This is a genomic window from Sphingopyxis sp. GW821-FHT10B01, from assembly GCF_059415685.1.
Genome location: NZ_JBWKNS010000003.1, coordinates 649,597 through 663,746 on the forward strand (window position 1 = coordinate 649,597; position 14,150 = coordinate 663,746).

Consider the following 14,150-nt stretch of genomic DNA (forward strand, 5'->3'; position numbering starts at 1 on the left):
CGCGCTCGCATCCGATTCGTTTCTTTCCTTGCACAAGCGATGAAATCCAAAGACCATGATTCCATGACCGAAATCCTGGGCCTTTACGGACGATGAGCCTGCCCGACGCTCATGCCGAGAGGATCGTGATCGCCGACGATCATCCGATGTTTCGCGAGGGCGTACGGCGGATCGTGCAGCGACTCTGTCCGGAAGCAGATATTGTCGAGGGAGGCGCGTGGAACGAACTGCTCGCCGAGGCCCGTCGCGGCGATGCGCCCGCCATTTTCATCCTCGACCTAATCTTCCCAGGCTTCGACGCCGAGCGCTCGGTCGGCGCACTGCGCCGGGAATTTCCACGCGCTTCGATCATCATCCTGTCAATGATTGACAGCGAAGACGCGATTGCAGCCGTGCTGGCGGCCGGGGCCGACGGCTTCATCGGAAAGGCCGTGCCGCCGCATGAGATCGGCCTCGCCATCCGGGCAGTGCGTGACGGGGAATTCGTTGTCCAGCGATCACCCGCGGGCTTTGAACGGCCTGCGGCGAAAGATTTGCTCACGGCCCGTCAGCGCGATGTGCTGCGCTTGCTTGCCATGGGAAAGACCAACAAGGAAATCGCCCGGGAGCTTCGGATCTCCCCTTTTACGGTCCGCATTCACGTATCCGACCTTTTTCGTGCGCTAGATGTCCGGACGCGCACTGCCGCCGCGGCGAAGGCCTCCGATCTGGCTCTTTGAGCAATCAGCCGGCCTCACGACAGCGTTTTTGGGTGCCGATCAGCGCCCGCAACTCCGCTGGACGCACGGGTTTCGAAACGATCGGGATTGAACGATCGCCGAGTTCGTCGGCAATGAGCTGCACATCCCCTCCAGTGATGATTATCGCCGGCACCTTCTGCCCCAACATCCGGCGGGCATGGACGATACAATCGATGCCCGTCACATCCGAACCGAGATCATGGTCGGCGATGACGATATCGCAGGGCTGGATCGTCGGGGGCTGAGATGCCTCGGCCTGAACGATACAACCCCAGCGTTCGAGCAAGTCCGCGGTCGCTTTCAGCGCCTCGCGCTCGTCGTCAATCAACAATATCCGCAGTCCGCCGAGAGGATCGGCCACGAACGGCTTCGGGATGTCTTGGGCGATCGCCGGCCCATCGATGATCGCAAGTCCCTCGATCGCGAAGACGGTGCCGTAGCCGCGCTGTGACCGCACCGATACCGCGAGACCCAATACGTCGGCCAGCCGTTTGACGATAGACAGCCCCAGCCCGATACCGTCGATATCGCGACCACGCTCCTTGACGCGGTAGAATTCGTCAAAAATCTTTGCGAGGTGGCTTTCCTCGATCCCGTTGCCGCGATCCCATATCTCGATCGCCAACATTCCCCGCCGCCTCCGGCACCCAAGGAGGATGGGCTCGCCCGGCGAATATTTAAGGGCATTCGACAGGACATTCTGCACCATCGTTGCGAGCAGGCCAGCATCGGTGTGCACGCAGAGCGCGCAATCGACGTGGCGAATGACCGACTCCGTCCATTCTGCCGTCTTGGAGTTCTGGCGGATCACATCCTGCAGCAGCGATCCGATGCGCACGGCCTCCATCCTCGGTGCGATGCCGCCGGCATCGAGCGTCGAGACGTCAAGCAACGACCGGAACAGCAACGAAACGCTGTTCAGCGACTTGTCGATACTCTCGACCAGCTGACGTTCCTCAGGACGAAGCGGCGCGTCGAGCAGGCAGTTTGTAAACAAGCCGATCGCATGAATCGGCTGACGCAGGTCATGGCTGGCTTCGGCAAGGAAGCGCGATTTTGCAGCATTGGCCGCAACCGCTGCCTCGGAAGCCCGGCGCAACCTCGTGAGCAGACTGAAGGCGTAAGCTGGAACGATGATCGTCGTCAGGACGAAAGTGAAGGCCAGATAGGGCTGACTCGACCAATAGGGCGTAAAACCGATCACCAGCCCCAGTGAAGATAGCCCGATTGCCGTTGCCGCGACAAGGTAGCGGACGCCGTACCGCAGACCATTCCCCACTGTTACCCAAAGCAGTATGGCGTAGAGCGGAATTAGCGCATACCCACCTTCAATCAGCCCGTAGGTGAGTACGCCATAATCGAGAAACATAACGGCCACACGTCTGGAATGATAGACGCCGGGATATTTCACAACCGCGACAAACACGAATATGGATGCGAGCTGCACAGCTATCATCAGATAGAAGAATTCATGAACTGAATCATAAGTCCTTCTGTCAAATGCCATCATGGCGCTTAGGGACAGCAGGAAGAAAAAGGCGATGACAATCCTGACGACGGCCTGCGACTTCTCGGCGTCGCGGCTCGAGTCCTTTGTCAGAGCCTGTCCGTAAAAAGCTGATTTGCGACTGGTGGAATTCATTCCGGGCTTACCTTGTCGATCCGGTCTTGCCTTGACCGATTATGCAACTTGCCATGACCCATGTCCCGGAGACAGGTAGAATTGAAGGCTTTGGAAGAACCACCGCCACAAACATCATAGCGGATACTCCCAAGATTACCGAGATGTTGCCAGCCGCACCTCCCGACACTCCGATACAAAGATGGTTCATCTCGGCAGCATATGGCCGATTCCGGACAGGCTGCTTCTAGAACAAAAATGTCAAAAGCGGACGATACACCGGAAGCCGATATGGCCGGTCGACGTGTCGACGGTCTGTGGGTGGCGCGCAGCGGGGCGATAGCGCCTGCAATAATTTTCAGCACAAAGATGCGACCCGCCCTTAAGCGTTTTTCTCCCGATCTTGATATCCGGCATGCCCAGATCGCAGCTCTCACGCTTGCGGCCACCTCTGGGATTATCGATGATACAGCAAGCACCCGGCTTCCGCTTGGCACCGATGTGCGGCATCGCATACCAGTCCGCGGTCCACTCCCAGACATTGCCGATCATGTCATAGATACCACGATCGTTGGGAGGATAGCTTCGCACAGGTGAGGTGCGCTCCCATCCATCGGTCAAGAGGTTCGAGAACGGAAATAGGCCTTGCCAGTAGTTGGCCATCATCGCGCCGCCGGGGGCCAACTCCCCGCCCCACGCATAAGGGCGTCCATCGTCATGCCCGCCGCGCGCGGCATATTCCCATTCGGCCTCCGTCGGCAGCGATTTCCCTGCCCATTCGGCATAGGCTAGTGCATCGCGATACGTCACATGCACCACCGGATGATCTTCAAGACCGTCGATCGCGCTGTCGCCGCCGGTCGGGTGACGCCAATCGGCACCGGGCCGGAAATGCCACCAGTTGGTAAAATCCTCGAGATCGACAGGGCCACGCGTTCGTTCGAAGACCAGAGAGCCCGGAACCGCCAAAGCGGCGTCCATGCCCGGGTAGTCGCACGGGTCAGGCGCAGTCTCGGCATCCGTCAAATAGCCCGTACTCTCGACAAAGACGGCGAACTCACGATTGGTAACGGGGCTGGCGTCGATGAAAAAGTCGCCCACCCGGACGCGCCGCACCGGCGCCTCTTCCGGGTAGAATTCATCGGAACCCATTGAAAAGGTCCCACCCTCAACGTGTACCATGCCCCCCAGCGACTGCTCGAAATCTGGCGACGAGCCGCTGGTGGAAGCCGCCCGGCCATTTTTCACCGCCGGTGATCGCATCACTTTACGCAACTATTGCACTCCAGGTGGAAGACCGCCCGTCATAAACGTGGAATACCTCGATGACGACGCCCCCTCCAGAGCCCTTCGTCAGTCCCGCCATGTGCGCTGTTTCATCTTCACGCGAATGGGTGGCCCGACGGTTTCGGCATTCTCCCCGAGCGCAAAACGATATTCTCCAGCCGGGATCGTCCACCCCTGCCCGTTCCAGTCAGCGAGGAGGCGCGGATCGATCTTCAGATCGACCTTCCGCTCCGCCCCCGGAGCCAGTTCAACACGCTGAAATGCAACCAGGCGCTGCTTCGTTTCTTCGCCTCTTGCCAAAAGGTATAGCTGTACCACGGTCGCGCCCGCGCGATCTCCGGCGTTGCGAACCACCACGCTCGCGGTCGAACCGTCAAACTTCGGCCCGCTGGTGGCGAAGCGCGTGTAGGAAAGGCCATGGCCGAAGGGATAGAGCGCCTTGATCCCCTTGCTGGCATTCCAGCGATAACCGACGTCCGATCCTTCGTTCATCCTCACCGTCACTTCGGTCCGGTCGGGCGTTCCATAGCTCGGAATCGTCGGCCGCGGATGGGTTTCCATCGTGTCCGGAAAGCTGATCGGAAGACGTCCCGACGGATTGGCTTTGCCTGTCAGTACATCGGCGATCGCTGCAGCGCCCTCCTGTCCCGGATACCAGGCAGCGACGATGGCCTTGACCTGGTCGCGCCACGGCATGGCGACGGGATTGCCGGTCTGGAGGACGACGATGGTGTTGGGATTGGCTGCGGCCGTCGCCGCGACGATTGCGTCCTGATTGCCGGGCAGTGAGAGGTCCGGCGAATCGAACCCTTCGGCTTCATATTTGCTGACAAAGACGATCGCGACGTCGGAGCGCGCGGCGAGCGCCGCCGCATCCTGCGGATAAAGGCCCGGATCAAACCGAACCTCTGTCTTCGGGAGCGCCGCCTTCAGCGCCGCTTGCGGCGCACCGGCAAACCAGCGCTCGACCCGCCACGACGCCATCGATCCTTCGCCGCCGCCGATGGGGATGGACGCGGCCCATCCACTCGGCGGCAAGCCCTGCGACGAACCGCCGCCCGACAGGACGCCGACATGGGCATTGCGCCCGATCACAGCCACCGAACCGACGTTCGCGGCAAGCGGCAGCGCGCCTGCGTCGTTTTTGAGGAGGACGATCCCCTGCCGGGCAATCTCGCGCGCGATTTCGGCGTGTTTTTTCATGTCCACCGCCGGAGCGGGACCGGCATCGACGAGGCCGTTCGCCTTCATCGATCGCAGGATACGCTTCACCATGTCCGACAGGCGTTCGCGCGGCAGGCTGCCATCGGCGAGCTTCGCCTTGAGCGGCGCGTCGAACCAGACCTGCTTGTCGAGTTGTTCGCCCGATTGCTGGTCGAGGCCATTGATGGCAAAGTCGGCGCTCGACACCGCGCCCCAGTCGGACATGACCCAGCCCTTGTAGCGCCAATCCTTCTTGAGCACGCTATTGAGCAGATGATCGCTCCCGCACGCCGGCTCGCCATTGACGATGTTATAGGCGCACATGACCGAACCAGGCTGCCCCCGCTCGATCGCGATCTGGAAAGCGAGCAAGTCGCTTTCGCGGTGCGCGGCTTCGTCGATCTCGGCATTCCATGTGTGCCGGTTGGTTTCGTTCGAATTGAGCGAGAAATGCTTCACCGTCGAGACCACGCCGACCGACTGGGCGCCCCTTGCCGCCTCGGCACCCATGACTCCCGAGAGGAGCGGATCCTCGGAGATATATTCAAAGTTGCGGCCGTTGCGGGAATCCCGAACGAGGTTGATGCCGCCCCCCAACAGGACGTTGAACCCTTTCGCGCGCGCTTCGCTGGCCACCGCCCGCGCGCCCGCAAACGCAAGATCGGGATTGAAGCTCGCGCCAATCGCCAAACCCGCCGGCAGCGCCGTTGCCGTGTCGCCCTTGCGAATGCCGAAAGGGTTGGTCACGCCAAGGCTTGCATCGGTTTCCCGCAGCGAGGGAACGCCAAGCCGCGGCACCCCCACAATATAGCCGGCGCCCGGCACGAGATCGTCGGGCCATTTCGTCTTCAGCTGAGGGTTTGCATAGGGGCCGATGAGAATGGGCATGATGCCGTGGAGCAGCGAAAAGCGTTCGTCATCGGTCATCTGCGCTTCGGTCTTTGCCGCCCATTCGTCAGCGGCGACATCGGTGGCGTCGGGCGCATATCCCTGCGCTGTCATCGAAGTTCCAGCCAATATGGTCGCCATTGCCGTTGCTGCATATTTCCCTCGCATCACCTGAACTCCCCCGTTTCCATCGTCGCGACCGCTCCTTTGTCCGCGACCTAGGATTTGGCCTTGCTTGCAGCTTCCAGCGCGGCCTCGATCGCCGCGATCTTTTCGTCGGTGATCGCGCCACCGGAATAAGGCTGAAGCTGGCGAAGACTCATGCTCTCGAACTGCTCATAGGCCGGATGCGACATCAGCGTCGGCATCTCCTTGTCCATGACCGCCTTCCCCACGGGATCTGCCATGAGTGTCTCGATCGGCAAGTCGATCGACAATTTTTCGGCGGCAGGAGCCGGCGCAGGTTCGGTCTGTGCCAGCACAGGGCTCGATAAGACGAGGGCGAGCGAAAGGAAAAGGCGCATATAATCTCTCCGACAGGTTTGTGCGGTCCGGGCACGGAATGCCGCCTCATCCATAGAAATGACAAGCTTGTCAATATTCCATGTCGCGTTATGGTGGCCACAAACCACGAGGGAGATGACAATGGACCGCAGAGATCTGCTAACGACCGCCTTGGGCGGCGCTGCCGCCGCCTTGCTAGCGCCATCGGCATGGGCGGCGACCCGCCGGCCGCCGAACTTCATCGTCATCCAGTGCGACGACATGGGCTATGGCGATTGGGGCGCCGCCGCCCAAGGCGCAATCCGGACTCCGAACCTCGATCGCATGGCGCGCCAAGGCACGACGATGACCGACTTTTACGCCGGGGCGAATGTGTGCACCCCGTCGCGCGCGGCCATGCTGACCGGACGCTACCCCGTCCGCACCGGACTCGGGCACCGCGTCATCCAACCCAACGACAAGCGCGTCCTGCCGCTCAGCGAAAAGACGATCGCCGCAGCGCTTGCGCCAACTTACAGCAGCGCCCTGATCGGCAAATGGCATCTCGGGCACACCGGTCCCGACTGGATGCCAACCCGGCATGGTTTCGACTATTATTACGGCATTCCCTATAGTCACGACATGAAACCGCTCGCGCTCTATGAAGCACGGCGCGGCGCCGAGGCCGAAACGGCACCCGCCGACATTGCGACGCTGCAGCAAAAATTCTGCGGCAAGGCGCTGGAGTTCATCGACGCCAACCGCGACCGCCCCTTCTTTCTCGACCTGGCACTCAGCGCGCCCCACTTGCCGGCGATCCCCCACCCCGATTTCCACGGCAAGTCTGCGGCGGGCCCCTATGGCGACATGATCGAGGAGATCGACGCGATCGTCGGACGTATCCTGGCACGCCTCAAGACGCTCGGGATCGCTCGCGATACGCTGGTTTTCTTCACCTCGGACAATGGCCCCTGGTTCGAGGGCGCGACCGGCGGGCTTCGACAACGCAAGGGCGGCGCTGGCTATGACGGCGGCTACCGCGTCCCCGCCATCGTCTGGCACCCCGGGACGGTCCCGGCGGGAAGGCGCAACGACGCCATCGGGATGAGCATCGATTTCCTGCCGACCTTTTGCGCCATGGCCGGGGTTGCGCCGCCCGCAGGCGTGACGCTCGATGGCCAGGACCTGTCGGCGACACTCCTGCGCGGCTCCCCCACCCCGCACGACGGCCTGCTGCTTTTCGACGACGAAGATGTCGTCGCGCTGCGCACCCAGCGATGGAAGTTGGTCACCGCCGACTATTACCGCAACTATCTCCTCGATCTGCCCGCGCGGGGCTATCCACAGCTGTACGACATGCAAAAGGATCCGTCCGAAAGCTACAGCGTAGCGGAACGCTATCCGGACATCCTCGCCGACCTCACCGCTCGCATCGACGCAGCCCGGGCCCGCTTCGCGCCGCTGCGGACCCAGCCGTCGGCGATCATCGGGATGCGGGCGCCGCCCGCACCTCCTGCCGCCGCCAACTGACTGCGAGCGCCTCCGCTGCCATCCTTGCCGATCACGACCGAGGGGGTGCGGTGCTCTCCCGGACGACCAGTTCGATGTCGAGCCGTCGGCGGACGGGATCGAGCTTGCCGCTGGGCTGCGCGGCCAGCAGCATATCGGCGGCAGCTGCGCCGATATGCTCCAGCGGCTGGCGGATCGTCGTCAGCGCCGGCGAAACAACCCGCGCGATCTCGGCGTCGTCGAACCCGGTGACCGACAGATCGTCCGGCACCTTGATGCCGCGCCGTGCGGCCGCCGAGAGGACGCCGGCCGCCATCGCATCATTGGCGGCAACGATCGCAGTCGGCCGCGCGCGTGCGCCCAACAGCGTGTCGGCGCATCTTTGCCCCGACGAAAAGGTGAATTCGCCATAGATGATCCGGCTATCGGGCACCGGCAGCCCGGCCTCCGCCATGGCATCGAGGAAGCCGTCGCGCCGTGGGCGCGGCGCACTGCCCTTCGACGCCAGCGGTCCACCCAGGAAGGCGATGTCGCGATGCCCCAGCTCGATCAAATGGCGTGTCGCCTCGACCGCGCCGCGGCGATCGTCGACGAAGACGCTGGCGCCGCGGTCGGGTTCGGCGGTGGGCGACACACGCACAAAGGGCACCTGAAGCCGCTCGAGAAGGTCGACGATATCGAGGTCGTTCGATTGCGGCGGCACCAAGATAACGCCATCAAGGTGCGCGCGGCGAACGGTGCGCTCGATCATTGCGGGAACGTCGGCGTCCCGCCCCTCGATCGGTTCGGCGGCAAGGAGATAGTCGCGGTCGCGGCACTGACGCGCGGCGCCGAGCTGAATTCCGGTGATGTAGCTCGCCAGCTGCGGACGGAAGAAAAGGCCGATCAGCAGCGAGCGTGCGCTCGCCATGCGCCGAGCACCCGCGTTGGGAATATAGTCGAGTTCGGTCATTGCGGCCCGCACGCGCTCGCGAACCGCGTCGCGAACATTGGGCTCGGCATTCATCACGCGCGAAACGGTCTTGATCGAAACCCCGGCACGGGCCGCAACATCGTGAATGGTAACGCCCAACCTAGTCTCCGACCTTGCCTCCCACCGCGGCCGCAGACGCGCGCCCGTGCAAGGAAGATGAACCTATCGTCCGGTCCAGAAAGCCTGTCAACGACGCGAAGGTATCGTCGAGGATCGCCTTTTGGCGCACCGGATCGTCGGCACGCAAGCCGTGTCCAGCGCCCTCGATCACGCGAAACTCGACCTCAACGCCAGCGGCACGCAACGCGGCTTCGAGTGCTTTTGACTCGGCGAGCGGCACGAGATCATCGCTGCCGCCATGCAATATTTGGGTAGGTGGGTCATCCCCGGATACATAATTAACCGGGCTAGCTGCCTTTATCCGGTCGGCATCGCAATTGAGGCTCGCGAGACAGCCAAGATAGATTGCCGACAGCCGATCGGAATCGACACGTGTCGGACCAAACCAGTCGGCCACGGCTTGGACGCAATTATCCTTGCCGACCGCGCCGCCATCTTCGGGGTCGAGGTCTCGCACCCCGCAGCTCGTGCCGACCGAAGCGGCAATCGTCCCGCCCGCCGAGGACCCCCATATCGCAATACGCCGAGCGTCGATCCCATAATCGCTCGAATGTGCGCGCAGCCATGCGACCGCAGCCTTGGCGTCGCGCACCTGTGCCGGGAATCGCGCCTTGGGCGCCAGTCGGTACTCCATCGAGGCGACAACGTAGCCCTTTGCCGCAAGTGCTGCGAGACGCGCGGGGAAATCGGTCTCGGCGCCCATCATCCGGCTGTGGCCCATAATGAATCCACCGCCGTGGACGAACAATACCGCTGGACGTTTCCCGGCGCCCTTGGGCGGAAGATAAAGATCCAGGACCAGCGTCTGACCATCGACAGTCCGATAAGGAAGATCGGCGATAGTCCGCACACCGCCGACGTAACTTGTCGCCAGCGGTGGGCGCGCCGCCTCATGCTGGCAGACAGCGGCTACCGGAAGGCAGAGCGCCGCCAGCGCAAAGAGCCACTTCTTCTGCATCAGAAGCGATAATCCAGCGCCGCCCCGACGTAGCGGTCGGCATTGCGCGGCCGGTTGGCAAAGCTGTCGACCAGCGTCAGGTTGGCGGGCACCAACGCGCCCGCGGTCATGCCCGAATAGTAATTCTGGTCGAACAAATTCTTGACGTAGAGGGTCAAGCCAAAGCCATGCTCGGGCTGACGCACGCCGATCGAAAGATCAACGATCGCATAACCGTCCTGCTGCAGCAGCGGGTCCTGTTCGAGCGTGAAGCCCTGGTCGCTCTGGAACGACAGATCGGCCTGGATGAATCCGGCGAGGTTCGGCGACAAGTCCCGTTCGTAGCGCGGCGTGAGATTGACGCGCCATTTCGGCGATGCCGGCAGTGTTCCGCCCTTGACGTCCTGTACCGGATCGCTGACCCGCAATGTGCCTGCATTGTCGCGAAACTGATAGCGATAACAGCTATTGATGGGCCGCGTCCCGCCGATGGCGATGGTGGGCGCACCGGGCCGGAACTGCTGCGGACAATTGAGGCCGTCGATATCAAATTTGTTGTCCGCATAGGTAACGGCGGCGGTCAGCGTGAATTCGCGCGAAGGCCGGAAGCTCGCTTCGATCTCGAACCCCTTGGTGCGCGAGTTCCCGGCGTTGGTCTGGACGAAGGACGGGATGCCATTGAGCGGGTCGGAGCGGTTCGCCTGGACCTGGAGGTTGGTATAATCGGCAAGAAAGGCCGCGACGGCGATCCCGAAAGTACCGTCGGCGGTGCGCGCCTTGAAGCCAAGTTCATAGGCATCGACATGTTCGGGCAGAACGGGAGCCTGCCCCGCAAAGTTCGCCCTGATTTCTGTGTCGAGACCAAGGCCCTTATAGCCGCGCGTGTAGGTGCCGTAGGCTTGGGCGAAGCGGCTGAACTCGTATTGGACGCCGGCCTTGCCGGTAACTGCGGTATCGCTGGCCGATGTCCCGGCGCGGGCGCTGGCGGTGGCGCCAAAGAGGGCATCGCCCGGAACCAGCACGCCAAACCGCTCGCCATCGACGGCGATTTTTTCATGTTGCACACGCAGGCCCCCGATCGCCTTGAGGCCGCCGACAAGCTCCAGTTCGGCCTGACCAAAACCGGCGATGCTTTCGTTCGAAAGATCGGCGTCGCTGGCGAGCGATTGATAGATCGGCGCGGCGCAGGGTTGGCCGATGACCCCGGTGAGGCACACCGCCCGTCGCTGCGCGAAATACCGGTCGATCGAGACCTTCGAATAAAAGCCGCCGAGCACATAGGTGAATGGGCCGGACCCGTTCGATGAGAGGCGCAGTTCCTGCGTGAAATTCTTGATATGGGTGTTGCCGGCGTTGACGTCGAACTGTGCGGCCGATGCCGGGCTGATAAAGATCGGCCGGGCATGACCGAAGGCATCGACCTCGCCATTCTGCCTCAAATGATATTTTTGCAGGGCTGTGATCGAGGTCAGCGTGGCCGCGCCGAGATCGAGATCGGCCTGCAACGAATAGGTCTGCTGGTCACTCTTCACACGAGTGGCATCGTTGTTCCAGATTTCGTCGCTGTCAGCCCGCACCGCGATCGGCCCCGACACGAGCGTACGAAGCGGATTGCCCACCTTGACCAGTACGCTCTGACAGCAGTTGGAATCGCTCGTGCGGTAATCGCCTGCGAACAACAGGGTCAGACCGTCGGTGGGCTGCCATTCGAGCTTGCCCCGCACTCCCCAGCTCTTTGTCCGGTTGGCATCATCGCCGGTCAGGACATTGCGGATATTGCCACCAATATCGTTGTAATAGCCGGTCAGGCGAACGCCGATCGTGTCGCCGACCGGACCCGATATCGTGCCGCTGGCCCGATATTCGTCCATTTCCGCGACCGTCATGCTCACACGCCCTTCCAACTCGCGCGAGGGACGCGCGGTGACGACGCTGATGACGCCGGCGGTCGCATTCTTGCCAAACAGGGTTCCCTGCGGCCCGCGCAGCACCTCGACCCGTTCGATGTCCGCAAAGTCGGTAAAATTCTGGGCCTGACGGGCGCTGACGACACCATCGACGACGAGTGCCACCGAGGATTCGGTGCCCAGTCCGAACAGCGACGTACCAACGCCGCGAATGCGAAAGCTGCTCGCAACCGGATTGGTGGCCTGCTGGAAGGTCAGCGATGGGACTGCCTGGACCAGATCGCGCGTATCGCCGATCTGGCGCGCCGCCATCGCCTCACCCGTGATGGCGGTGACCGCAAGCGGAACATCCTGGAGTCGCTCGCTACGCTTCTGCGCCGTCACGACGATTTCTCCCGCGTCCACCGTGTCGGTAGCGGCTTCGGCTGTGTCCGATTCGCTGCTTTGCGCGGCAGCGGGTGTCGCCGATATCGCAGCTGCCGTGCCGATAAGAAGCGCCAATTTAGAGATGTTTCGCATGAGGTCCCTCCCATTTTTCGCCGGGCCTCCGCGCGAAGCGGCGCTGCCGATCTGTTTCATTCCCGACGGTCCCTAACTCGCTTGTTTGAAATTGACAAGCTTGTCATCTTTAAGCCATGACTGAGCCGGAAGAATGATGCGGGCCGCGCGTCGGAAATCTGTCGGGAGGAAATATGCGCTTCAGGAAGTTCATTTTGGCGGCGACTGCCTCGCTGGCCATAAGCTCTGTTCATGCAGCGCCAGCACCTGTTCCGCCCGCCGCTCCCGCCAAACCGCGCAACATCATCTTCATCCTGGTCGATGATCTGCGATATGATGGTCTCGGTTTTCTCCAGCCGCAGGTTCGGACCCCCAACATCGATCGGCTCGCGCGCGAGGGAAGCTATTTTCCCAACACGCTTGTCACCTCGTCGCTCTGCAGCCCCAGCCGCGCCACGATCCTGACCGGGCGGACCGCGCGAAACCACCAGGTCGTCGACAACACGAACTCGTCGGAAGAGGGGCTCACATTCTTCCCATCCTATCTCCAGCAGGTCGGCTACCAGACCGCGTTCATAGGCAAATGGCATATGGGCAACGATACCGACGCGCCGAGGGCGGGCTTCGACAAATGGGTCAGCTTCCGCGGACAGGGCAGCTATTGGCCGACAGGAGATCTACCGCCTGCGGCGGTGCGCGCAGGCGCGGTGAACAAGCTCAACGTCGACGGGAAGCCGGTGCCGCAAAAGGGTTATATCACCGACGAACTCGGCGGTTATGCGCTCGACTGGTTGAAGAAAGAGCGCGACCCGAAAAAACCATTCTTTCTCTATCTCAGCCACAAAGCGGTGCATTCGGACCCCATGCCGCCAGCGCGCTACGCGCATCTATATGACAAGGTGAACTTCGCTATACCGGCGAGCGCAGCCAACACGCCCGAGAATTACAAGGGCAAGCCGATTTGGGTCTATAACCAGCGCAACACCTGGCACGGCATCGACTTTTTCTACAATAGCGACATGAAGATGACGGAATATCTGCGCAGCTATTATGCGACGCTGTCCGCCGTCGACGACGGGGTCGGCGAGATCCTTGCCTATCTGCGCGCGAACAAACTCGAAAAGGACACGATGATCGTGTTCACGTCCGACAATGGCTTCCTGATCGGCGACCATGGCCTGATAGACAAGCGCAACGCCTATGAAGGCTCGGTGCGCGTACCGATGCTCGTTTGGGCGCCCGGTCTCGTACCTGCAGGGAGGACGAATGCAGGGCGCATCCGCAATCTCGATTTCGCGCCGACCTTTCTCGACCTCGCGGGCGCCGCATCCCCCCAGCAGTTCGAGGGATTGAGTGCCCTGCCGCTCATCACCGGCCGCGTCCCGGCCGAGAGATGGTCGCCGCCGGATTTCATCTATGAATATTATTGGGATTGGCAGTTCCCGATGACCCCGGGCACCTTTGCGATCGAACGCAACCGGGTCAAATATATCCAATATTATGGGATATATGACACCGAGGAGCTCTACGACCTCACCAACGATCCGGAAGAAATGAACAATCTGATCGACGATCCCGCTTATCTCGACCTTAAGGTGTCGCTTCGCGCCGCGCTATATAAAGGGCTCGCAAACCAGGCGGGCGAGCATGCCATTCCCTTCACTGCGCGCTACGCACGTGGCAGTGTACGCCGGAACCGCGACGGTACCGGATCGGCGCCCTTCCCCGACGCTTGGCGCGTGGAGCCGAACCGGCTCGATCGCATCGACGATATTTTCCCCGACAACCCGATGAAGGAAAAGGCGCACCGGGAAGGTCGCGCATTCCTCCCCTATCCGGCCATGGGCGGCCAACGCGGGCAGGACGACGATCAGACGGAGCCTGACGAGTAGAGCAGGAACGTCGGGAAAATCATCGGGCCCCAGTTCGGTCGGACGCTCACCGTTGCTAGGCAAGGGCCGGCCGGAAGCGGACGGCGGCTCCA

General features: G+C 62.1%; 10 protein-coding genes. 3 read left to right on the forward strand and 7 right to left on the reverse strand.

Features of this window, described 5'->3' with window-relative positions; genetic code table 11:
- Positions 1 to 92 precede the first annotated feature (92 nt).
- Positions 93 to 719, forward strand: a complete 627-nt coding sequence (locus tag AC07NV_RS11895) for a LuxR C-terminal-related transcriptional regulator (protein ID WP_495166558.1) — start codon at positions 93 to 95, stop codon at positions 717 to 719.
- A 4-nt stretch (positions 720 to 723) separates the two neighbouring features.
- Here the strand turns inward: AC07NV_RS11895 and AC07NV_RS11900 are convergent, their stop codons facing one another.
- The 4 genes from AC07NV_RS11900 to AC07NV_RS11915 form a co-directional block, all read right to left on the reverse strand.
- Entirely contained in the window at positions 724 to 2,382 is a 1,659-nt protein-coding gene (locus AC07NV_RS11900; RefSeq protein WP_495166559.1) for an ATP-binding response regulator, read from the reverse strand.
- Positions 2,383 to 2,622: 240 nt separating this feature from the next.
- Positions 2,623 to 3,636, reverse strand: coding sequence for a formylglycine-generating enzyme family protein (locus AC07NV_RS11905; RefSeq protein WP_495166560.1), 1,014 nt, complete (start codon positions 3,634 to 3,636; stop codon positions 2,623 to 2,625).
- 78 nt (positions 3,637 to 3,714) lie between these two features.
- Entirely contained in the window at positions 3,715 to 5,853 is a 2,139-nt protein-coding gene (locus AC07NV_RS11910) for a beta-glucosidase (RefSeq protein ID WP_495166561.1), read from the reverse strand.
- Between the two features lie 104 nt (positions 5,854 to 5,957).
- Complete coding sequence (locus AC07NV_RS11915; protein WP_495166562.1) at positions 5,958 to 6,263, reverse strand: hypothetical protein; 306 nt, start codon at positions 6,261 to 6,263, stop codon at positions 5,958 to 5,960.
- A 121-nt stretch (positions 6,264 to 6,384) separates the two neighbouring features.
- Between AC07NV_RS11915 and AC07NV_RS11920 the strand changes: the two genes are divergently transcribed.
- Positions 6,385 to 7,752 carry a sulfatase-like hydrolase/transferase gene (locus AC07NV_RS11920; protein WP_495166563.1) on the forward strand — a complete coding sequence of 456 codons (1,368 nt, stop codon included), beginning with the start codon at positions 6,385 to 6,387 and terminating at the stop codon, positions 7,750 to 7,752.
- A 31-nt stretch (positions 7,753 to 7,783) separates the two neighbouring features.
- On the opposite strand, the gene AC07NV_RS11925 is transcribed toward AC07NV_RS11920, so the two are convergent.
- From AC07NV_RS11925 to AC07NV_RS11935, 3 genes are read right to left on the reverse strand one after another with little or no spacing between them, the layout of a single operon-like run.
- Complete coding sequence (locus AC07NV_RS11925; protein ID WP_495166564.1) at positions 7,784 to 8,803, reverse strand: LacI family DNA-binding transcriptional regulator; 1,020 nt, start codon at positions 8,801 to 8,803, stop codon at positions 7,784 to 7,786.
- Between the two features lies 1 nt (position 8,804).
- The gene (locus AC07NV_RS11930) at positions 8,805 to 9,782 is read right to left on the reverse strand and encodes an alpha/beta fold hydrolase (RefSeq protein ID WP_495166565.1); all 978 of its coding nucleotides are present in this window, start codon (positions 9,780 to 9,782) and stop codon (positions 8,805 to 8,807) included.
- Positions 9,782 to 12,187, reverse strand: a complete 2,406-nt coding sequence (locus AC07NV_RS11935) for a TonB-dependent receptor (RefSeq protein WP_495166566.1) — start codon at positions 12,185 to 12,187, stop codon at positions 9,782 to 9,784. Before AC07NV_RS11935 ends, AC07NV_RS11930 begins: the two co-directional genes overlap by 1 nt.
- 173 nt (positions 12,188 to 12,360) lie before the next feature.
- Between AC07NV_RS11935 and AC07NV_RS11940 the strand changes: the two genes are divergently transcribed.
- Positions 12,361 to 14,058, forward strand: a complete 1,698-nt coding sequence (locus AC07NV_RS11940; protein ID WP_495166567.1) for a sulfatase family protein — start codon at positions 12,361 to 12,363, stop codon at positions 14,056 to 14,058.
- Positions 14,059 to 14,150 lie beyond the last annotated feature (92 nt).